This window comes from Spirosoma lituiforme, assembly GCF_054776635.1.
On the sequence record NZ_BAAHBO010000003.1, the window covers coordinates 508,851 to 529,598 of the forward strand.

Annotated in this window: 19 protein-coding genes and 1 tRNA gene; 9 read left to right on the forward strand and 11 right to left on the reverse strand. The window is 51.4% G+C overall.

The annotated features are described in order from the left end of the window. Positions 1-6: 6 nt before the first annotated feature. Both ACYU87_RS14470 and ACYU87_RS14475 read right to left on the reverse strand, forming a co-directional pair. Positions 7-483, reverse strand: coding sequence for a GNAT family N-acetyltransferase (locus ACYU87_RS14470; protein ID WP_461134774.1), 477 nt, complete (start codon positions 481-483; stop codon positions 7-9). A 6-nt stretch (positions 484-489) separates the two neighbouring features. Beyond that, positions 490-981 (reverse strand): MarR family winged helix-turn-helix transcriptional regulator, encoded by a 492-nt coding sequence (locus tag ACYU87_RS14475; protein WP_461134775.1) that lies wholly within the window; start codon positions 979-981, stop codon positions 490-492. A 234-nt stretch (positions 982-1,215) separates the two neighbouring features. On the opposite strand from ACYU87_RS14475, the gene ahcY reads away from it, so the two are divergent. From ahcY to ACYU87_RS14505, 6 genes are all read left to right on the forward strand, one after another. Beyond that, positions 1,216-2,526, forward strand: coding sequence for an adenosylhomocysteinase (ahcY, locus tag ACYU87_RS14480; protein ID WP_461134776.1), 1,311 nt, complete (start codon positions 1,216-1,218; stop codon positions 2,524-2,526). Positions 2,527-2,646: 120 nt separating this feature from the next. After that, on the forward strand, positions 2,647-3,795 hold the full coding sequence (locus ACYU87_RS14485; RefSeq protein WP_461134777.1) for a hypothetical protein: 1,149 nt from the start codon (positions 2,647-2,649) through the stop codon (positions 3,793-3,795). Between the two features lie 95 nt (positions 3,796-3,890). Further along, the gene (locus ACYU87_RS14490; protein WP_461134778.1) at positions 3,891-4,631 is read left to right on the forward strand and encodes a 5'-nucleotidase C-terminal domain-containing protein; all 741 of its coding nucleotides are present in this window, start codon (positions 3,891-3,893) and stop codon (positions 4,629-4,631) included. Beyond that, complete coding sequence (locus tag ACYU87_RS14495) at positions 4,609-5,556, forward strand: bifunctional metallophosphatase/5'-nucleotidase (RefSeq protein ID WP_461134779.1); 948 nt, start codon at positions 4,609-4,611, stop codon at positions 5,554-5,556. The genes ACYU87_RS14490 and ACYU87_RS14495 overlap by 23 nt, the downstream gene beginning before the upstream one ends. An 86-nt stretch (positions 5,557-5,642) precedes the next feature. Then, entirely contained in the window at positions 5,643-6,983 is a 1,341-nt protein-coding gene (gene xylA, locus ACYU87_RS14500) for a xylose isomerase (RefSeq protein WP_461134780.1), read from the forward strand. Between the two features lie 98 nt (positions 6,984-7,081). Further along, positions 7,082-7,543 carry a nuclear transport factor 2 family protein gene (locus ACYU87_RS14505; protein ID WP_461134781.1) on the forward strand — a complete coding sequence of 154 codons (462 nt, stop codon included), beginning with the start codon at positions 7,082-7,084 and terminating at the stop codon, positions 7,541-7,543. Here the strand turns inward: ACYU87_RS14505 and ACYU87_RS14510 are convergent, their stop codons facing one another. Together ACYU87_RS14510 and ACYU87_RS14515 are read right to left on the reverse strand one after the other, a co-directional pair. Then, positions 7,544-8,362 carry an enoyl-CoA hydratase-related protein gene (locus ACYU87_RS14510; protein ID WP_461134782.1) on the reverse strand — a complete coding sequence of 273 codons (819 nt, stop codon included), beginning with the start codon at positions 8,360-8,362 and terminating at the stop codon, positions 7,544-7,546. A 15-nt stretch (positions 8,363-8,377) separates the two neighbouring features. Next, positions 8,378-8,959 (reverse strand): LOG family protein, encoded by a 582-nt coding sequence (locus ACYU87_RS14515; protein WP_461134783.1) that lies wholly within the window; start codon positions 8,957-8,959, stop codon positions 8,378-8,380. 202 nt (positions 8,960-9,161) lie between these two features. On the opposite strand from ACYU87_RS14515, the gene ACYU87_RS14520 reads away from it, so the two are divergent. Continuing rightward, entirely contained in the window at positions 9,162-10,628 is a 1,467-nt protein-coding gene (locus ACYU87_RS14520; protein ID WP_461134784.1) for a DASH family cryptochrome, read from the forward strand. Positions 10,629-10,839: 211 nt separating this feature from the next. On the opposite strand, the gene ACYU87_RS14525 is transcribed toward ACYU87_RS14520, so the two are convergent. The 7 genes from ACYU87_RS14525 to ACYU87_RS14555 all read right to left on the reverse strand — a co-directional run bounded on the left by ACYU87_RS14525 (position 10,840) and on the right by ACYU87_RS14555 (position 18,949). Continuing rightward, the gene (locus ACYU87_RS14525) at positions 10,840-11,085 is read right to left on the reverse strand and encodes a hypothetical protein (protein WP_461134785.1); all 246 of its coding nucleotides are present in this window, start codon (positions 11,083-11,085) and stop codon (positions 10,840-10,842) included. 275 nt (positions 11,086-11,360) lie between these two features. Continuing rightward, on the reverse strand, positions 11,361-13,394 hold the full coding sequence (locus tag ACYU87_RS14530) for an SUMF1/EgtB/PvdO family nonheme iron enzyme (RefSeq protein WP_461134786.1): 2,034 nt from the start codon (positions 13,392-13,394) through the stop codon (positions 11,361-11,363). An 80-nt stretch (positions 13,395-13,474) separates the two neighbouring features. Next, positions 13,475-13,558: transfer RNA gene (locus ACYU87_RS14535), tRNA-Leu, on the reverse strand. Positions 13,559-13,640: 82 nt separating this feature from the next. After that, positions 13,641-14,978, reverse strand: a complete 1,338-nt coding sequence (locus tag ACYU87_RS14540; protein WP_461134787.1) for a dihydroorotase — start codon at positions 14,976-14,978, stop codon at positions 13,641-13,643. A 120-nt stretch (positions 14,979-15,098) separates the two neighbouring features. Next, positions 15,099-16,076 (reverse strand): porphobilinogen synthase, encoded by a 978-nt coding sequence (gene hemB, locus ACYU87_RS14545; RefSeq protein ID WP_461134788.1) that lies wholly within the window; start codon positions 16,074-16,076, stop codon positions 15,099-15,101. A 106-nt stretch (positions 16,077-16,182) separates the two neighbouring features. Beyond that, entirely contained in the window at positions 16,183-16,869 is a 687-nt protein-coding gene (locus ACYU87_RS14550; RefSeq protein ID WP_461134789.1) for a response regulator transcription factor, read from the reverse strand. A gap of 64 nt (positions 16,870-16,933) precedes the next feature. Beyond that, positions 16,934-18,949, reverse strand: coding sequence for a sensor histidine kinase (locus ACYU87_RS14555; protein ID WP_461134790.1), 2,016 nt, complete (start codon positions 18,947-18,949; stop codon positions 16,934-16,936). A gap of 178 nt (positions 18,950-19,127) precedes the next feature. Between ACYU87_RS14555 and ACYU87_RS14560 the strand changes: the two genes are divergently transcribed. Together ACYU87_RS14560 and ACYU87_RS14565 are read left to right on the forward strand one after the other, a co-directional pair. Beyond that, on the forward strand, positions 19,128-19,958 hold the full coding sequence (locus ACYU87_RS14560) for a T9SS type A sorting domain-containing protein (RefSeq protein ID WP_461134791.1): 831 nt from the start codon (positions 19,128-19,130) through the stop codon (positions 19,956-19,958). A gap of 151 nt (positions 19,959-20,109) precedes the next feature. Continuing rightward, complete coding sequence (locus ACYU87_RS14565; RefSeq protein WP_461134792.1) at positions 20,110-20,355, forward strand: hypothetical protein; 246 nt, start codon at positions 20,110-20,112, stop codon at positions 20,353-20,355. Positions 20,356-20,748 lie beyond the last annotated feature (393 nt).

Consider the following 20,748-nt stretch of genomic DNA (forward strand, 5'->3'; position numbering starts at 1 on the left):
AAACCATCACAGCGTCATTTCCATTCGAATATCAGCACGCGAATAAGGCGTTGGCACACGTGGTACTTCACGAAAACCAACGCTGGCATACATGGTCAGGGCAGGTATGAGTTTTCGATTGGATTCCAGCCAGATGGTCTTAACGCCCAATTGCCGGGCGTAATCAATAGCCGCCACGCACAGCTTTTTGCCAATTCCTTTACCTTGCGCTGCTGGCGAAACGGCCATCTTGGCTAGTTCGAATTCCGTGAACGCCTGAGGGGGTGTACTTGTATTGACCACCGCCACGCAGCCTACGATCTCGTTGCCTATTCTGAAAAAAAACACCTGGCCGTTATTTGGAAGAACATGCGTTTCGGGATGATCTAGTTGCTCCAGATCATGCGGTTCAACGGCAAAAAAGCGTGAAATCCACTCGATGTTCAGCCGTTTAAAGTCGGACTGGTAAACTGCTTGATAGGGTATAATGGAGACGTCGTTCATAAAAGATCAAGAAGTACGATGTTGATTTAATTGGTCCTGAATTCGATCGAAGAAACTTCGTTCGGCTAATTGCCCCTCCATATCCTCAAGCGACAGCAACAGGTTGTGCATCTGCTGGCCCAGCATGCTTTTGTTGACAGTAATGATTGCCTCCCAGAGTGGCTGAAGCTTCGGCAGCATAGCCTGTCCGGACTCGCTTAAACTCAGTAGCCGTTTGCGGCCATCCTGCTCAGACTTGGCAGACGTAACGAGTCCGTGCTTTTCAAGCTCATTAATGACCTGAATTACGGCGGGGTGGGTAATGCCCAGTCGTTCAGCAATTTCCATAACGGCAACCGGCCCCTGCCGGGCAATAAGCACGAAAATGGTCGCCCAACGCACATCGAAATCGACCCCCGATTGCCGGTAAACAGCCGTTACCGCTTGCCAGTACGCATCGCTTAGTCGCCTGAGTCGGCTGGCAAGTGCCAACTCAGCCATATCAGCCATAAAATCCATAGTATGTAAGAACTTACGTAAGTTCTTACATAGATAAAGGGGTTAAACGGTAAAGTCAACTAAATCACCATATTTTTTTGCTGGGCATCACTTTTCCGCAGACTAAAGTCTTTCCATTCGCATAGGGATTCTCCTTATACATTCTTATTTTTGCACTTTCCTAAGAAATCAATCAGCGTGGGGCGATCGACTATATTAACGTAGCATCGTTCCGATACTTCTATCAAGTCAATTATGGAAACATCAACCTACGTCCCCTATAAGGTTAAGGACATTGCGCTGGCCGAGTGGGGCCGCAAGGAAATTAAACTTGCCGAAGCCGAAATGCCGGGACTGATTGCGCTTCGTGCCGAGTACGGTCCGTCGAAGCCATTGCAAGGCGCACGCGTTGCCGGCTGTTTACACATGACCATTCAAACCGCCGTATTGATCGAAACGCTGGTTGAATTGGGTGCCGATGTTACCTGGTCGTCCTGCAATATTTTCTCGACACAGGACCATGCCGCTGCGGCTATTGCGGCTGCCGGCATCCCGGTGTATGCCTGGAAAGGAATGAATGAAGAAGAGTTTAACTGGTGTATCGAGCAGACGCTGTTTTTCGGCGAAGATCGTCAGCCATTGAACATGATTCTTGACGATGGTGGTGACTTGACCAACATGGTTTTTGACGACTACCCGGAGCTGATCCAGGGCATCAAAGGCCTGTCGGAAGAAACCACGACCGGTGTTCACCGCCTGTATGAGCGCATGAAAAACGGGACGCTTCACTTGCCTGCCATCAACGTAAATGACTCGGTAACCAAGTCGAAGTTTGATAACAAATACGGCTGCCGCGAGTCGCTGGTCGACGCCATCCGGCGGGCTACCGATTTAATGCTGGCGGGTAAAGTAGCAGTTGTGGCGGGTTACGGCGACGTTGGTAAAGGATCGGCTGAATCGCTTCGGGGTGCCGGTTGCCGCGTACTGGTAACCGAAATCGATCCGATCTGCGCGCTTCAGGCGGCTATGGACGGTTTCGAAGTGTTGCCAATGGACGAAGCCGTTCACCGGGCGCAAATCTTCGTTACCGCAACGGGTAACGTAGGCATCATCAAAGATCGCCATTTCGAAGCCATGCGCGACAAAGCCATTGTCTGTAACATCGGCCACTTCGATAACGAGATTGATATGGCGTGGCTAAACGGAACATACGGTCAGACGAAGAGCCAGATCAAACCACAGGTGGACATGTACGAAATAAACGGCAAAGAAATTATCATTCTGGCCGAAGGCCGTCTGGTAAACCTTGGCTGTGCGATGGGTCACCCCTCCTTCGTGATGTCGTGTTCGTTCTCGAACCAGACACTGGCGCAACTAGAACTGTGGGCGAACTCGGATAAATACGAGAACAAAGTATACGTGCTGCCCAAGATTCTTGACGAGAAAGTAGCTGCACTTCACCTGGCTCACGTAGGAGCTAAACTTGAGCCGTTGGCACAAGATCAGGCCGACTACATCGGCGTATCGGTTCAGGGACCCTTTAAGTCAGAAATGTACCGGTACTAAATGATGTACGATATATAGTCTACATCCTATATTGTACATCACTAGGCGCGACTCTGGAACCAGGGTCGCGCTTTTTTGCATTAAATTCGTTAGTATTGACCCAGGGAAATACTACTTTTTATGAACCGTCTGCTCCTTCTGCTGCTGTTGTCACCCCTGCTCGGTTCAGCGCAGGCGACAATCGATACGCTACACTGGAGCGCCACCCGACGACTGCAACTCACTGATTTTCACTCCCCCACGCAGCCAGGGTTGGGAGGCTCGGATTTCCACTATCAGATCGGCTACGAGGTTCGCCCAACATCGGTATGGAGCCAACCCGCGATTGACGCCTTCTGCCTTATGTTCCGCAACCTGTCGTGGGTATCCGAAACGGCCCGTAATGAGCGTACACTCGCCTACAACCAGGTTTTGTTCGACTTGGTTGAGGTACACACCCGGCTGATGAAAGCGAAATTAATTGCCCTGCGTGCTGATCGTCGTTTTAAGCAGCAGGCCACCCAGATCGAATACCTGACCAATGCCGAACTGGGTGCCGAAGTCAACCGGTTTCGGGCCGAAACGGGTGGGGGCGACGATTTGCCGGTTCTGAAACAGTGGCAACTAAAAGTGGCTCAGCGCCTGTATGACACCCCCGATCTGGAAACAACCTTTCTTTCGTCAACAGTCGGCTTTGGCATGTTTCTGGGCGTAGGTGGTTTTTTACCGACTGGCTCCCTAATCCAAAACATAAACCCGGCAGCAGGCGTCGTTTTTGGCCTGGACGTTACCCTTCGACGGACCGTAATTCTGCTTCATCCAACCTTGTATAATGGCACCCTTCGATCGGGCTTCTCCCACGGCAACCAAACCTGGGCAGATGATATGAAGGTTACGTCAAGCCTGTTCGAAGTAGGACTAGGTCGTGTCCTCTCCAATTCGACCCATCACCGATTAATTCCTTATATCGGCTATCGGCTGCTCGATCTATCCCCCCGCGATCAGAACGACGAACGGTACAAAGGCTTATCACTGCTCAATCATGCGCCCACAGCCGGCCTTATCCTGGACTTTAAACTGGGCAATAATACGCCCAGGGCCGACCGTTCGGAAGATAATTTCTGGTTTGTGCGCGCCAAAGTTTCGTACAGTCCTCTGCTGTCCAGCGACACATTTTCGGGCGGGTTGATTAATCTGCAAATTGGGCTCGGCGGCTTTAGCCGTGTTCGTAAGGTAACGTATAAAGTCGAGCACACGCTGATTCCGCGGCAACGTACCAACCTCAACTAGAGCGATGGCTCGGTGTATTCAACTAGGCGGTAGGCAGTGCTTTCTAATGATTCGTTAACACAGGATTGCTTAGAGTTTCCGAACTTGCCTGCTATATGAAAAAACACATTCTGATACTGGCTCTGGCTACCCTGTCAGCCTGTAATCCCAGTTATCACCTGACTAACCGAACGGCCAACCGAATTGGCGTTGATTCGGTAACGGCGTCGCCAGATAGCAGCGTCGCCAGTTTTCTATACCCTTACCGTCAGGGCCTGGAAAAGACCATGAACGAGGTACTGGCACACTCTAGCGGGCGCATTGAAAAAGGCCAGCCAGAAGCTCCGCTCAACGACTTATTGACCGATGCGCTCCTCAAACAGGCTATACAGCGGTATGGCAAACCCATTGACTGTTCGCACCTTAACTTTGGTGGTATTCGGAGTAACTTACCGGAAGGCAACATCACAACCGGTTCCATTTTCGAGGTGATGCCGTTCGACAACCAGTTGATGGTACTGACCGTTAACGGAGCCACGCTCAAGCAAATGCTGAATCATTTTGCCAAAGGAAATAAACTGGTCGTGGGGGGCCTTCGGGCTGTACTCCACAACGAACAGGTACAGTCAGTTACGTTCACGAATGGCCGGACTCTACAACCCGACGATACCTATACGGTTGTGATGAGTGACTACGTGGCCAATGGGGGCGACGACGCTGGTTTTCTGAAGAATCCCATCAAAAGCGAAAATATCAACTACCTCATGCGGGATGCCCTGCTCGATTACTTTCGGGAACAGGGCAAAACCGGACAACTCATTAATCCCGTTTCTGATGGACGCATTCGCATCGAATAGACGCCAGTTTCTGAAATTGCTGGGTACGGCCGCCGTTGTTGGTTCCGTTACGCCAGATCTGCTCGCTCAACCGGTTCGAAGCAGCCCGTCAACGTCGCTGACCATCCTGCACACCAACGATGTACACAGTCGTCTGGACCCGTTTCCGATGGATGGCGGGCGGAATGCGGGCAAGGGTGGGGTTGCGCGACGGGCGACACTTATCCATAACATTCGAAGTGAACAGGTGAATGGCCGCTCCCGGAACGTGCTGCTGTTCGACGCTGGCGACATCTTTCAGGGAACACCCTACTTCAACGTATACAAAGGCGAACCCGAAATTCTGGCCATGAACCGGCTTGGCTACGATGCGGGTACTATCGGCAATCACGATTTCGATGGTGGTATCGACAACATGGTCACGCAGTTTAGCAAGGCAACTTTCCCCATGCTGGTTGCGAACTACGATTTCAAAAATACCGTCATGGATGGCCATACAACACCTTATAAACTATTTGAGAAAGACGGGGTTCGGATTGGGGTATTCGGCCTGGGTATTGAACCCAAAGGCCTGATCCCCCGCGATGCGTATAAGGAAACGAAATACCTCGACCCTATTGACGTGGGCAATGAAACGGCGGCTAAATTACGTACCGACAAAAAGTGCGATTACGTCGTTTGCCTGTCGCATCTGGGCTATAAATATGATAACGAGCCAACGGTGTCCGATCGGATACTGGCAGCTAAAACGCAGAACATCGACCTTATCATTGGCGGACACACCCATACGTTTCTGGATGCGCCCGTTACGGTCGATAACCTCAACGGGCAACCCGTCTGGATCAACCAGGTTGGCTTTGCCGGCATCAATCTTGGTCGAATCGATCTAGTGTTTGAAAAAGGCAAAGCCGTTGCCAGCGCCGGGCAATCCGTAGAAGTAAAGTAGTTGGCCCTTATGGCATCGCTGCCCGAGTAAGGAGAAACGACCGTTGATTTTCTTTTAATTTACCTAATACCTCAATTCCTATTTTCATGTCTGAACTCAAACTAACACTCGGCGAGAAGACCTATTTTCCATCCATAGACAAGCCCATTGCTTACGAAGGCCGCGAGTCCGATAACCCGATGGCGTTCAAGTTTTACGATGCCAATCGGCTTATTTTAGGCAAACCCATGAAGGATATTTTCCGGTTCGCAACTGCTTACTGGCATACCTTCTGCGGAACGGGTGCCGATCCCTTCGGTCCTGGCGTCAAACACTTCCCCTGGGATGCCAACCCCGATCCGCTGGCTGCGGCCCATGATAAAATGGATGCAGCCTTCGAGTTCATCACGAAAATCGGTATGGAATTTTACTGTTTTCACGATGTCGATGTGGCACCGGAAGGAAACTCTAACGCCGAATTCGAAAAAAACTTCCGCGCCATTGTCGACTATGCCAAGCAGAAGCAAGCGGCCAGTGGTGTAAAACTGCTGTGGGGAACGGCTAATTTGTTTTCGCATGAGCGCTACATGAACGGCGCATCCACCAACCCTGATTTCCACGTACTGGCCCACGGCGGCTGGCAGGTAAAAAATGCCATCGACGCAACGATTGAGCTGGGTGGCGCTGGCTATACATTCTGGGGAGGCCGCGAAGGGTACATGTCGCTGCTGAACACCAACATGAAGCGCGAACAGGAACACCTGGGTAAGTTCTTGCAAATCAGTCGTGATTACGCTCGTAAGCAGGGTTTCAAGGGGGCGTTCTATATTGAACCCAAGCCAATGGAGCCGACCAAACACCAGTACGATTTCGACGCGGCTACCGTTGTTGGTTTCCTGAATCGGTTTGGCCTGCAGGACGATTTCGAACTGAACATCGAAACAAACCACGCAACGCTGGCCAACCACACCTTCGCGCATGAACTGCAAGTGGCCGCCGATAACAACATGCTCGGCAGCCTCGACGCCAACCGGGGCGACTACCAGAACGGCTGGGACACGGACCAGTTCCCGGTAGATGTGTACGAACTGACCGAAGCCATGCTGGTTATTCTGGAAGCGGGTGGTCTGAAATCAGGCGGGGTTAACTTCGATGCCAAAACCCGTCGGAACTCAACCGATCTGGACGATATTTTCATTGCCCACATCGGTGGTATGGACACCTTCGCCCGAGCTGCCATTGCTGCCGAAGCCATTCTGGCTAAATCGCAATACAAGAAACTGCGTTCCGAGCGCTATGCCAGTTATGATTCGGGCGAGGGAGCACGCTTCGAGAAAGGCGAATTAACACTCGAAGATCTGCGCCAGTTTGCCCTGACCAATGGCGAACCCAAACAACTGAGCGGCAAACAGGAATTGTACGAAATGATTGTTAATCAGTATATTTAGCTTGTCATGGAACGCCGATTTTTATGATTGTTACGATGAGGTATGATCTTATCAGCGTGAATCTTACTAATCATAAAAATCGGCGTTCCATCCGTTTCATGAAAACGCTCCTTCTTTTACTGGCCAGCCTTCCGGCTTTCGCACAAACGTCTACCGACGAAGCTGCCGTGCGCACAACCATTCAATTGATGTTCGATGGCATGCGGAAGGGCAATTCAACGCAGATTAAAAATACGTTTCTACCCGGCGGTTCCCTACAGACCATTGCCAAAAATAAGGAAGGAGACGTATCTGTACGGACGGATGACTTGGGTAAGTTTGCGGCTTCGGTCACGAAGTATCCAGCCTTTACGCTCGACGAGCGCCTGTCGGGAATGGACATCAAAATTGATGCAGAACTGGCTACGGCCTGGACTCCCTATGTCTTTTACCTGAAAGGGCAGAAAAGCCACTGCGGTGTAAATGCCTTCACGCTGGTGAAAGTAAGTGGAAACTGGAAGATCCAATCCATCATCGACACGCGCCGGAAAGACAACTGCCCGGATTTACCAAAATCCTGATCAATTCCCCGACCATTTCGGCGGGCGTTTCTCCAGAAAAGCCACCATACCTTCTTGAGCATCAGTCGTTTGTTGAAGTTTAGTAAATTGATCATACAAAAAGGCCTGCTGTTCACTGGATGGCAGGTCTTTTACTTGCTGAAAGGCTCGAAGGCCAAACTGCATGGCGGTCGGCGAAAATTGTTTAAGTTCGTCAAGTAAGCTGTTCACCGTATCGCTCACCGCATCGGCGGGCACCCTATCGGTCACCAGGCCGAGCGCCAATGCATCTGATGCCGAGAGCGTTTTGGCCCGCAAGCACAGATCGAGAGCCGTTCGAACGGGCATGATATTCAGCAGAACGGCCATCACCTGAAACGGAAACAAGCCCCGTTTTACTTCCGGTAAGCTAAATGTTGCCGAATCAGCCGCCACAACGTACGTGCTTGTCGCTACCAGTAAAAAACCACCGGCGTAGACAGGTCCCTGCACGCAGGCAATGGATGGTTTATGCAAACCGGCCATCAGCTCGCCCAGCCGAACCGGACCGGCGGGTTCAGGAACCGACGCTGTTTCGTTATCGCCCGCCGACAGGCTTTTTAAATCCATCCCTGCACAAAACGTGTTGCCCGCTGCGGCCAGTACCACCAGCCAGACATCGCTTGTATGGTGCGCATACGACAGAACGAAAGCTAATTCAGCCAGCATCGGCGGATTGAGCGCATTCTTTTTATCGGGCCGATTCAGCGTGATGGTCAGCACATGATCGTTGAGTGACGTGAGCAGATACCGAAATCCTTCAGCAGGCAGTTGAGCCGTTTGGTCGGGCGTGTAGAGCATAGCTTGATTGCGTTCTCAGGCTTTAGTTGGGGTCAGCCATTTTCCGACGAGGGGAGCCTGATACGCAGCCATCCGGGCTAATAGATCATCAATGGTGTCGCTTACCAGCATCATCTCCCGGTTGACCGGCTTAAGCAGTCCGCTAGCAACCATTGTCTTCGCTAACGTAAGCAAACCATCGTAGAAGCCATTAACGTTTAACAAGGCCACCGGTTTTTTGTGCAGGCCAAGTTGCGCCCAGGTCAGCATTTCGAAATACTCTTCCAGTGTTCCGTACCCGCCCGGTAAGGCAATAGCGCCGTCTGATAGCTCGTGCATTTTCAGCTTGCGCTCGTGCATCGACTCAGTCAGAACTAACTCGGTCAGGCCCTCATGAGCAATCTCTTTGGTCTGTAAAAATACCGGCAAAACCCCGATAACCCGCCCCTTGCTCGATAACGCGCCATCGGCAACGGCTCCCATTAGCCCAACTCTGGCGCCACCATATACCAGATCGATTCCGTTCATGGCTAATTGCTGACCGAGTTTATAGGCCGTTTCCATCAACAGGGGGTCATTACCGGGGCTGGACCCACAAAATACCGTAATCGTTTTCATTCTCAATTCCCATCTTAATAACGGCGAATGTAACTAGATTAAGTGGCTTTTAGTACTGGTCTATCGCGGGCGATCACGCGCTTCCTGTGGCATTACTGCCGGACTCAACCCCTAAGCTTATGGTCCAAAAACAGTCAGTTTCGCTAAACGAATACGTTACACATTGGTTCCGTAAAGGGTACCCTCGCGTTTGTGATCGCTTATGAAAAATACCATTATCCACTGGTTTCGCAATGACCTGCGACTGCACGACAATTCCGCCTTATATCAAGCCTGTCAGGATGCTCAACTTGTGCTGCCGGTCTATATTCTCGACCCTCGTTCGATAGAGACCTTACCGGCTATTAATGTACCCAGGGCCGGGGGACACCGAGTGCGGTTTCTGCTCGAAAGTCTGGCCGACTTACGCCGTAATCTGCGAAACAAAGGCTCCGACCTGCTGATTCGTGTGGGTAATCCGGCTGAGGTATTGGCCGAACTGGTTAGTCAGCATCAGGCCAGCGCCGTCTATGCTGGTCAGGAAGCCACTACCGAAGAAATGCAGGTAGACGCGCAGGTTCAACACGCTCTTGAATCCGGGAAAGCGCAGCTGAAGCTGTTCTGGATGCTTTCGCTTTACCATCCGGACGATTTACCTTTCGTCCTATCCGATATGCCAGATGCTTATCGGACTTTCCGGAAAGGCTGTGAAAAGCAGTCGGCGGTACGCGAGGAGGTACCCGTGCCCACATTACCTGCTCTACCCGACATTGAGGCTGGTGAGCTGCCTACGCTGGAGAACCTGGGTCTGGAAACGCCCGAAATTGACGACCGGGCCGCCATCCACTTTGTCGGCGGAGAAACGGAGGCTCTGCAACGGCTGGAGACCTATTTCTGGGAACATGACCAGCTTCGTAACTACAAATACACCCGTAATCAGCTGTTGGGCGCAGACTATTCGAGTAAGTTTTCGGCCTGGCTAGCCAATGGCTGCCTGTCTCCCCGCCGAATCTATTGGGAAGTCAAGCGGTACGAGCGGGAACGCAAAAAAAACGTATCGACCTACTGGCTGATCTTCGAACTGATCTGGCGGGATTATTTTCGGTTCCAGGCCGTCCGGCAGGGGCACCGTATTTTTCTGGCAGGTGGTCCTCGAAACGTATCGACGGATGGCTGGAAAAAAAACGCTGACCTGTTCGCCAGATGGGCCGCTGGTCAGACCGGCATTCCGTTCGTCGACGCCAACATGCGGGAGTTGAACGCCACTGGATTTATGTCCAACCGGGGTCGTCAGAACGTAGCCAGCCTGTTGCTTCACCGGGGCGAAAAGCCGGATTTGAGCGTATGGTGGCCGTGGGGGGCGGCCTACATGGAAAGCCTGCTGATTGATTATGATCCAGCCAGCAACTGGGGTAACTGGAATGCGGTGGCCGAGGTCGGGGCGGACCCGAACGGCGACCGTTATTTTAATATCTATACCCAGGCCACCCGATACGACCCTAAAGGGGAGTACGTTAAACACTGGTGTCCCGAACTTAAAGACGTACCCGCCGATAAGCTGCATTTGCTGTCACTCAACAGTCCAGAGGAGCTAGCCAGCTGGGGTGTTGAATTAGGCGTTACGTATCCGCGTCCATTAGTCGATCCCATCAAATGGACGCGTCGCAAACCGAAGCCTGATCAGGGCTAAACCTGGCTGGTTATTGACAGCAAATGGACCAGAACCTGGCATTACGCCCGCTATGTTTCGAATTTGACCACTACCACTGAGCTTGATTGACCAGGCAATAACCAGGTGAACGGGCATGTGAGCATTCGCAAGGTGAATGGCCGGACATCAATTCCGCTGCTGCTATCATTGTTAATTAAAAGAAGCCTGCACGACTAATGCAGGCTTCTTCTCATTTATAGCTGCCGTTAACCAGTAGATTACCATCTTCTGTGACGGAGTAACTTTCGACATCTTTGTATTCCTTCACTTCATAATGCTCCCCTTCTTCGAAGTTATATTTCTGCTTGAACGTCTCCTCCGCCTGCTCCCGGGTTTGGTTGACAAAGACGGCAACATATTGATACGGTTCTTTCTGAAAAACAATCAGGACAACAGGGCTGGGGCTGGGCAAATAGGACGCGATCTGATTTTGCATGACTAGGGCTATGTTTAGCTTTACAAGCCTGAGAACTCCCGGTTTATGACCTTTGTTCAGCGATCCTTTTGTACACGCGCTTTGCCTAACAGAATGCCACACTGGTTCGTACTGCCTAAACAAAAAGGCAGCGACCAATTAGTCACCTCCTTTCACGGGCCGACCAATGAATGGTGGGAACGCCTGCGGATGGATGGTGTAACTCTACTTAATACCTGCCAGGTATTGTCCGGTCTCAATCATAACATACCTCTCTCGACTGAATAACCGACAGATTATTGTTTCTGAGCCGTTGACACTGGCCGCTCTGTCAACCAAGCCAGATTAAACTGGTAATGGAGACTACTGCTGAGCAGATGAATCACATTGTCGGGCGTTTGCGTTGCGGCCAGATAGCCTTTGGGTTCAGCGTGGGTCTGATCCATTTCAAAAGCCCCGGTCCAGGCTCCCCCGTTCAGGTAACGCTCCTTTCCATCCGTCAGCAGCTTGACGAAAGGCCAGGTTTTACCCTCATCGAAGGACACGGCAGCATACATACCGTAGCCTTTGTAGCTTTTTCCGTCAGCCGTTTTAAATAACATACCCGCCATCTTTTCGCTGCGCTCGTCGGGGTGATGCGTAAATGAAACCAGAAGTAAAGCCCCTTCATTTAATCGGGTAAGCACCAACCGCTGACCGCTCCAGACGGGCGGAAAGGGGGATGCCGAATAAGTCCAGGTTTTACCCATATCGGTTGAACGACTCATGGGCATCCGCAGACCCGAGCTGTCGGCAGCCGGGATGTCGTTTTTTCGGCCGAATGCCAGTAAATCACCATTTTTGAGTGGCACCACGCCCGCATGGATACCGGCAATGAGACCACCAGTTTCGCCAGCGCCGAAGCTGGGCGTTTCGTTACCCTCGTACGGATTCGTCCAGGTACTGCCTTTGTCTTTACTAATATGAATGGCGGTACCGCCAGATGGACCCGGATCGGCATCGGCAGGCTGGATTAGCCACCCCTCCTTGGTTAGGCTCATGCCAGCAATGACCTGGTTTCGCTTCCTGTGCTCAGGATCAACCAGACGCGGAGCCGACCAACTCACCCCGTTGTCCCGACTAGTGCGCAACGCCATAGCCAAGTCCTGCCAATCGCCATCTGTTTCTACCCCGTTCATGTGATAGATCGTTCCTTTGCCGTCGTGTAGCAGAGAAGCGCCCGTCATGTTGCGATCCGGTACTTTAAAAAATTCACTGGGCTCATCCCACATTAACGCACCAGCCCGGCGTCGACTGGATAGAACGGTCATCTCGCGGCCACTCTCTTCGTCGGTCGAAAACCAGATCGTCAGCAAGTCTCCATTAGCACACCAGGTAACGGCGGGCTGGTGATTGTGGCTGTAAAATGGCACCCGATGCGCACAGTCAGGCTTGTTAATATACCGTTGCGGTTCCCGGAAGACGGGTTTTGTGGCATCTGTCGGCTTCCATGCGTAAGGCCGCTGCGGAACCGGACCGGCATAGGTAGGTAGCGCAACGGGTGGTAGCGGTTTACCCGTTGGCAAGGCTGCCTGAACGATGCGAAAACCAACCAGCCAGTTCTTATCTTCCGGGATCATTCCCGCCCGGTTGGCCGACCGCAAAAACGTGACCGGCGTTCCGAAACTCCCTCCCCGGCTCACCCGATACAAACCGGATGCCCGGCCCACAGGATCCTGTTGCGGGCTAGCCGCGTACGGGCCGTACCAGTCCAGACACCACTCTTCTACATTGCCATGCATGTCGTAAAGCCCCCAGGCATTAGCGGGCGTCTGGGCAACTTTTAACGAGACGACTGCCGTATGGCGATCGGTCATCTGGTTTTTCTGGTATTCTTTTGGTAGTGAATTACCTGTCGAAAAATCCGAAATCGTTCCGGCCCGGCAGGCATATTCCCACTCCGCTTCGGTGGGGAGTCGATAGGGTTTTCCTTCTTTTTTGGTGAGCCAGTTGCAGAAAGCGGTGGCTTGCTGATAGGAAACAAAAACAACCGCTTCGTCGTCCTGCGTTGAAAAGCCACCCTTGCCCCGAAGCTGCCTGTGTGTCGGATCGAACGCTTCGTACTGGGCGTTGGTCACTTCGGTGGCCGACATCCGGAACCCAGTTGTCAGCGTAACCCGGTGAACCGGACTTTCGTCAACATCCTTGCCTTCGCGCTCGGAGCCCATGTAAAATTTACCCGATGCTACCGATACCAGTTTTATACCAAGTGAGTTTACATCCTGAGCCCACGTTGTAGTCGTGATAAACGGAAAGTAAAAAAGCAATAATAAGCCTAGTTTTGCTTTCATAAGGGCAGTTGTTGCTGGCGTACGTTTGACATTAAAAAACCGCGATCAACTGGAAGTCAGTTAATCGCGGTTAATTTATGTGCCGAAGGCGAGACTCGAACTCGCATGTCCGTAAAGACACACGCCCCTGAAACGTGCGTGTCTACCAATTTCACCACTTCGGCAGCGCGTTTCCCCGTGTTGGGACTGCAAAGATAAGGGTCTCCAAACCGATTGTACAAGGTTTTGCCCTATTTTTTTTTGATGTTACCGGACAAATGCCAGCCGCTCACCCGGTTGATCGGTCATAAACCGGCCATTTTCATAGGCTAGTTTTCCCGAAACGATCGTGTGTGTTACGCTGGCACCAAACGTATGGCCATCCAGCGGTGACCAACCACATTGATACAGCGTGTTTTCCGCCGATACGGTCATCGACTGCGCTGGATCGACCAGGACCAGATCGGCCCAGTAACCCTCCCGTACGTAACCGCGCCGGTCTATCTGGAAACAGTCTGCGGGCGCATGACACATTTTTCGAACCAGGGTTTCGAGAGAAAGTTTTCCTTGTTTCACAAAATCGAGCATGAGCAGAAGCGGGTGCTGCACAAGTGGCAAACCAGACGGTGCCTGCCAATAGGGTTGTTGCTTTTCGGCCCAGGTGTGGGGGGCATGATCGGTCGCAATAATATCCAGGTGATCGTCCAGCAGGCCAGCCAGCAGTGCTTCTTTATGATAAGGCGCTTTAATGGCCGGATTGCATTTGATCAGGTTGCCTAATCTGGCGTAGTCTTCGCTGTCGAACCAAAGATGATGTACGCACACTTCGGCCGTAATTCGCTTTTGAGCAAGGGGCGTTTTGTTATCGAATAATGCCAGTTCATCAGCGGTAGAAATGTGCAGAATATGCAGGCGGGTGTTATGTCGTTTGGCCAGTTCAACGGCCATCGACGATGATCGCAGACAGGCATCTTCGTTCCGAATCAGGGGGTGGAGCCCCGCGGTGGCATGCTCACCGTATTCGGCTTTGTAATGCTCCGTGTTGGCTCGAATGGTAGCTTCATCCTCACAGTGGGTGGCAATCAGCATGGGGCTTTCCTGAAACAGCTGATCCAGCACTTTCTCATTATCCACCAGCATGTTACCGGTCGAGGAGCCCATGAACACCTTGATTCCACAAACGTCATTGCGGTTGGTTCGCAGGACTTCGTCAAGGTTATTGTTCGAGGCCCCCATAAAAAATGAGTAGTTGGCCAACGATGTGCCGGCCGCAATGGCGTATTTCTGGGCCAGTAACTCCTGCGTCAACGCATTGGGAACGGTATTGGGCATTTCCATAAAACTGGTTACACCCCCTGCCACGGCCGCCCGCGCTTCGGACCCAATCGTTGCCTTGTGCGTCAGACCGGGCTCCCGAAAATGCACCTGGTCGTCGATAACGCCGGGCAGTAAATACTTGCCTTGGGCGTCGATAATCTGACTAACACCCGCATCAGACAGACCGGACTTGACCTGGGCAATAAATCCGTTTTCTATTAATACATCCGTGTCAATAATTTGCCCTTCATTCACTAAGCGGGCGTTACGAATCAGGAGTTTAGTCATTACAAAAACGGTTGGGCACAGGACCAGAGTTTAGAATCAGTAAATTCCCCAACGAATGGCGCGTTGGTTACCAGCGCAGTTCGTTGAGGAAGTAAAGGGTACCATTATGGGCTCATCTGCCTAACTATTCAGTACCCGGGCGGCTTCCTTGGCAAAATACGTCAGAATGACATTCGCGCCAGCCCGTTTGATAGCCATCAGCGACTCCATCATAGCGCGTTCGCCATCGAGCCAGCCGTTTTGCGCAGCCGCTTTAATCATGGCGTACTCACCGCTGACGTTATAGGCCGCAATGGGCAGGTGAAAATTGTCGTTCAATAATTTGATGATGTCGAGGTAGGCCAGCGCCGGTTTTACCATCAAAAAATCAGCCCCTTCTTCGTAATCAAGCTGGGCTTCAATCAGTGCTTCCCGACTATTGGCGGGGTTCATCTGGTAGGTTTTCTTATCGCCGAATTTAGGGGCCGATTCAAGCGCATCACGGAAAGGACCGTAGAAAGCGCTCGCGTATTTGGCGGCATAAGACATAATCGCTACATCATGGAAGCCCCCTTCGTCCAGCACCTGCCGAAGATAACCGACGCGGCCGTCCATCATATCGGAAGGGCCAACGATGTTGGCACCAGCCTGCGCCTGGGCGAGAGCCATCTTTCCCAATACCTCCAGGGTCGGGTCATTGACGATCTTGCCGTTTTCCACAATGCCATCGTGCCCATCTGAACTGTAAGGGTCCATGGCCACATCGGTCATGATCATTACATCAGGAAAACGGTCTTTAATAGCCCGGATCGCCTGCATGTACAAGCCATCGGGGTTGTAACTTTCGGTGGCGTACTTATCTTTTTTCGACTCAGCGATATTGGGAAACAGGTCGAACGTTTTAACGCCCAGATCAACACATTCCTCAATTTCGTTGAGCAGCAGATCCAGTGAATACCGATAGATGCCCGGCATCGAGGATACTTCCGACCGAACATTCTGGCCATCCGTAATGAAGACCGGCAAAATAAAATCAGTAACCGACAGGCGGGTTTCCTGCACCATGTCGCGGATAACAGCCGATTGGCGATTCCGGCGCGGACGGCGTATAAGGTTCATGCGTTCTGGTTTATGGTAGTTGGTTTACGGTTTATAGCGTTTACAACACGCGGCATCACCAGCTGTTGAGAACCCCATGAACCCGTGTTTTGTAAACCAAAAACCATTAAACAATCAATTTAAATCCTTCGCCGTGTACATTAACAAGTTGGACCGCGGGGTCCTCTTTCAGGTACTTGCGTAGTTTTGTCACATACACGTCCATGCTTCGGGCGTTGAAATACGAGTCATCGCCCCAAACCATTTTCAAGGCAAAACTACGGCTAACCGGCTGATTCAGGTTCTGAGCCAGCAATTTTAATAACTCCGACTCCTTGCTGGTTAGCTTTTGCGGCTGTGTATCTGCCGTTCGGGAGAGAAGCTGATGAGGGTAATCGAAGGAAAAGGAGCCGATCTGGTAGGTAGTCGCTTCAATGGCTTCCGTTGTGCGCTGGTACCGGCGTAGAATGGCCTGAATCCTGAGCAGGAGTTCTTCCATGCTGAACGGCTTCGTCATGTAGTCATCGCCCCCCACTTTGAACCCCTGAATCGTATCTTCCTGCATGGACTTAGCGGTCAGAAAAATGATGGGTACGTCACGATGGTCCATGCGAACCTCCTTTGCCAACGTAAAGCCATCTTTTTTGGGCATCATCACGTCGAAGATGCACAGATCGTAATGGCCCGCCATGAATAGTTGCAGCCCCTGATTTCCGTCAGTAGCCCGGTCGGTCTGGTATCCTTTCATGGTCAGGTACTCCTGTACCAATAGACCCAGGTTCGGGTCGTCTTCAACAAGCAGAATGGTTGGCATAATACAGTAAAGAGCGAAAGAGTGAATGAGTGAATGAGCGGTCGGTCACCAGCCCTATACTCATTCACTCATTCACTCTTTCGCTCATTTGTTTATAGGGAATAATCACTTCGAAGGTACTGCCTTGTCCAGGCTGGCTTTCGACCAGAATTTGACCGTGGTGCTCCTCAACCATTTTCTTTACGTAGCTGAGGCCGAGGCCAAATCCTTTTACATCGTGCCGGTTTCCGGTAGGTACCCGGTAGAATTTTTCAAAAATACGGCTGGTCTGCTCTTTGCTCATACCCAGCCCCTGATCCGAAACAATAATACTGACGCCACCATTTGTTGCAGTCCCTTCGGGTAGACTACGCGTACTGATGGTAATGTGTGGACTTTCGGGCGAATATTTCAGTGCATTATCCAGCAGATTGTACACAATGTTGGTCAGGTGAAGCTCATCGGCTTCCACAACCTCCCGGTCGGCATCGAAGTGAAGATCGACCTCGCCCCCCCGCTGCTCAATTTGCAGACTCAGGTTATTCAGCACTTTCTCAATGACATCGTGCACGTTGACGGAGCTTAGGTTCAGCTTGATTTCTCCCTTGTCCAGCAACGCCATTTGCAGTACTTTTTCCACGTGGGAGCCTAACCGCCGGGTCTCATCCCGAATGATGCTCATGTAACGCGTCAGACGAGCGTCCGGTATACTCGATCCGGGCATCGCCTGATCCGGTAGCCCATCCGTAAATGAATTGGGTCGGGAGCCGAAGCCGCTAGAGCCCGCGTTGGTCAAAGCCGTCGATCGCTGATTCATTTCATTCGACCGCAACTGCTCCTGTGCCATCTCGACCGCCAGCGATATGGTCGAAATGGGCGTTTTGAACTCGTGGGTCATGTTGTTGATAAAGTCGTTCTTAATATCAGCCAGTTTTTTCTGCCGGACAATCGTGTTGATCGCAATGTAAAAACACGCCAGAATGACCAGAATCAGCACGACGGAAGCACCCAGCGTGAAGCCCAGGCGGCTCAGAATAAACTCTTTCTGGGTCGGGAAATAGACATATACGTAATTCCCGGTTTCCATTAAATTGTTGGGAAACAGCGCTGCCTTATAGCCACTTACATCGAACTGCTGGGCTTCAATGCCTTTTGAAGTGAACAGAAACCGGGGCTTCTGGCTGGTTCGCACGGCGTAGGCAAACGGAATACTGATGCCCCGCTCAATCAACGATTGACGAAGTAAGGTGTCGAGTGCCAGGCGGTTAACGCGGTCTTCAATCGGTCGGTCAGACAGGAGCAGGCCTTTGAGCACATCCTTGATCATATGCGATTGCTCTTCAGTCCGTCCCGCGTTAGTCCGGTGCTGGCTCGCCAGGGTACTGCTGGTGGGTGAACCGGATCTGGCCGATGCCAAAGCCTCATCAGCCTGATTTTTTCGGCGCTGGCTGGCCCGACGGAGCTTGTTCCTGGCCGCACGCACCGCCGAATCCTGCTTAACCTGGTTGTTGATTCGATTCAGCTCTGTGTACATAAGGCCTTCGGCCCACTGATTGAATTGCTGTTGCTGCGCTAGCTGGGTCTGCCAGTCGCCAACGGCCATTAGTTCATCTTGCTGACGAACAAACTCTTCAACGACCGCCATCTGCTCGGCCGAGAGCGGACGAACAATCGGATGCAGCACATCCGACTGCACAACAATATTCCCAACCGATGTCATACCGGAGGGGATTGTCTGACGGGCCGCCAGTTGATCAGGGGTTGACAGGTGTGGCTGTTTCTTCTGGTCTGCGCGGGCTGGTTTGGCGACAACAAGCGGTTTCTCCGTATCGGCTCTTTTAGTTGGCTGCCCCTCCTTCTTGGCAATGGCCATCAGCCGGTTCTGGTGTTCGCGAGCCTGAACACGCTGGTTGGTCAGGTAAAAAATTTCCTGGCGCTCCAGCGCTCGTACCACCTCCTGGAGCGCATCGGTTACTTTGTAGGCAAACTGTTCTCGCTGTAACTGCAATGCGCTACTGATCCAGTAGACCTGCAGTCCTACCAGCCCCAATAGTCCAATAGCCATTAAGGCTACAATCCAGCGTATGCGTTGTTTTGACATTTTTTTACTCGCTCATGCAACCTTTAACCAGCTTTTCCATCTATAAGAAACCAGGTTAAAAGGCTAGTAAAAGTACGAACGGGGTCAGCTAGTCATTGACCTGTTAACAAACTTTAACAACCCCTGTATCAATTGGTTTAGCAACTTTTCATTCCTTCGTTTGCAACGTACCAGTACCATGAAAAAAACAGTTATTGCTCGTTACCAGTTCGCATCGGCCCTGCTGCTGGCCGTTGCCTTTAGCGGAACTGCCCTGGCGCAGATGCAAACCAGCCCATCCAAAAAAACCGGCAGGAGCGACGTAAACGTACGGATCATCGAGCGCAATGGCGATGAGGTCCGCGAGATCGAACGGACGTACCACATAGATGGTATGAGTGATCCGGAGCGCGACGCTATGGTTATGAAACTGGTTGATTCACTCAAGGCATCCCGTAAAGATGCCGGCAAACGCCAGATGACCATTATCATTGACGATACCAACGGAGATCGACGGGTAACGCGGGAACGGACGGTACCAGGTCCGCGACGCGCTCCGGCCGATGCCTATGCACAGCGAGGGAAACTTCAGCGCGGCCATACGGACCAGGACGCCTGGACTAACCAGAATTGGCGCTACGAGTTTCGGCGGGGAGCCGATTCATTGGCCGACCAACTGAATCGGTTAAAATTTCAGCTTCCCAGAGATTTTGACCGGCAACTCGTTCGGCCCTTCGAAGACTGGGCGCGCAATACCAGCGGCAAAGTATCAACCATTCGCGGACTGGAGGCTTTCCCCAACAACCCCGATCACGACCAGTTGACTGTTCGCTTTACGGCACCCGCCAAAGGAGACATAAGCATCGTTGTCACCAATACGAAGGGTAAAGAAGTGGCTAAACGAGAGATCAAGGATTTCTCGGGTGAATTTGTTGGGCAGATAGATCTGAACAAAAAAGCGCAAGGCACCTACTTCATCACCGTCACACAGAACGAAGATGGTGCTGTTAAACGGATTGTGATCGATTAACGCGACGAGATAGTTCCTGATTTGGCGGTGTTGACCAAATCAGGAACTATCTCGTATAAAGTTGAAAAATAATTTAAAGAATTTAGTACTATGTATTGCAAGATACCAAACTAAACCCATATCTTTGTATTGTTCTTAGACACGAACGACCATGAAAACTCTCTGGGTAGTCGGCATTTTACTTTTAGGCATCAGTGCACAAGCGTTTAGCATGGGGCATCCCCACAACATGTTTGCTGCCCGGAAGCAACTGAGATTAAAGACCGCGGCTTCAGTTGCCAAGACAAAATCGACAACGTCGGCCTACTGGCATCAAACCGTTCAGGAAACGAAAGCCGTTATCGGTGAGCGTTTTCTGGCGGCCCTCATGAACGTGCGCCCCGCTCGGCCTTATTAGCCAAGCTGCTTACTACTTCATGTTTCGCCAGTGGTCAGAATCCGCTGCACTGGTTTACTGTTGGCCCATTTTACGGGCTTTTTTCGTTTTGCCCCATTTTTGATATGTATTACCGCCATTCGTTCAGGTATCCTTTTCCATTTTATATAGTTATACGAATAAATAGTTGATATTATCCATGCTGATTACAGACTAGTCTATCTTGAGAAGACAGTTTATTTGGTCATATTTCTTCTGCAGCGGTCTGTTTAACTTGTTGATTATCTGAATGGAGACCCGTTCAGCATTTAATTTAATTTTGGATTAATCAGCTAACAAGAACGTTTTATCAAAACTATTCTGTTAAAAACTTAGACAATTCGATGATTCCTTGTGGTTTACGGCAGCCTTTGG

Bases quoted from the DNA above. Each gene is read 5' to 3' on its own strand.
- ACYU87_RS14470 (WP_461134774.1), bottom strand. From the start codon at position 483: ATGAACGACGTCTCCATTATACCCTATCAAGCAGTTTACCAGTCCGAC.
- ACYU87_RS14475 (WP_461134775.1), bottom strand. From the start codon at position 981: ATGGATTTTATGGCTGATATGGCTGAGTTGGCACTTGCCAGCCGACTC.
- ahcY (WP_461134776.1), top strand. From the start codon at position 1,216: ATGGAAACATCAACCTACGTCCCCTATAAGGTTAAGGACATTGCGCTG.
- ACYU87_RS14485 (WP_461134777.1), top strand. From the start codon at position 2,647: ATGAACCGTCTGCTCCTTCTGCTGCTGTTGTCACCCCTGCTCGGTTCA.
- ACYU87_RS14490 (WP_461134778.1), top strand. From the start codon at position 3,891: ATGAAAAAACACATTCTGATACTGGCTCTGGCTACCCTGTCAGCCTGT.
- ACYU87_RS14495 (WP_461134779.1), top strand. From the start codon at position 4,609: ATGGACGCATTCGCATCGAATAGACGCCAGTTTCTGAAATTGCTGGGT.
- xylA (WP_461134780.1), top strand. From the start codon at position 5,643: ATGTCTGAACTCAAACTAACACTCGGCGAGAAGACCTATTTTCCATCC.
- ACYU87_RS14505 (WP_461134781.1), top strand. From the start codon at position 7,082: ATGAAAACGCTCCTTCTTTTACTGGCCAGCCTTCCGGCTTTCGCACAA.
- ACYU87_RS14510 (WP_461134782.1), bottom strand. From the start codon at position 8,362: ATGCTCTACACGCCCGACCAAACGGCTCAACTGCCTGCTGAAGGATTT.
- ACYU87_RS14515 (WP_461134783.1), bottom strand. From the start codon at position 8,959: ATGAAAACGATTACGGTATTTTGTGGGTCCAGCCCCGGTAATGACCCC.
- ACYU87_RS14520 (WP_461134784.1), top strand. From the start codon at position 9,162: ATGAAAAATACCATTATCCACTGGTTTCGCAATGACCTGCGACTGCAC.
- ACYU87_RS14525 (WP_461134785.1), bottom strand. From the start codon at position 11,085: ATGCAAAATCAGATCGCGTCCTATTTGCCCAGCCCCAGCCCTGTTGTC.
- ACYU87_RS14530 (WP_461134786.1), bottom strand. From the start codon at position 13,394: ATGAAAGCAAAACTAGGCTTATTATTGCTTTTTTACTTTCCGTTTATC.
- ACYU87_RS14540 (WP_461134787.1), bottom strand. From the start codon at position 14,978: ATGACTAAACTCCTGATTCGTAACGCCCGCTTAGTGAATGAAGGGCAA.
- hemB (WP_461134788.1), bottom strand. From the start codon at position 16,076: ATGAACCTTATACGCCGTCCGCGCCGGAATCGCCAATCGGCTGTTATC.
- ACYU87_RS14550 (WP_461134789.1), bottom strand. From the start codon at position 16,869: ATGCCAACCATTCTGCTTGTTGAAGACGACCCGAACCTGGGTCTATTG.
- ACYU87_RS14555 (WP_461134790.1), bottom strand. From the start codon at position 18,949: ATGTCAAAACAACGCATACGCTGGATTGTAGCCTTAATGGCTATTGGA.
- ACYU87_RS14560 (WP_461134791.1), top strand. From the start codon at position 19,128: ATGAAAAAAACAGTTATTGCTCGTTACCAGTTCGCATCGGCCCTGCTG.
- ACYU87_RS14565 (WP_461134792.1), top strand. From the start codon at position 20,110: ATGAAAACTCTCTGGGTAGTCGGCATTTTACTTTTAGGCATCAGTGCA.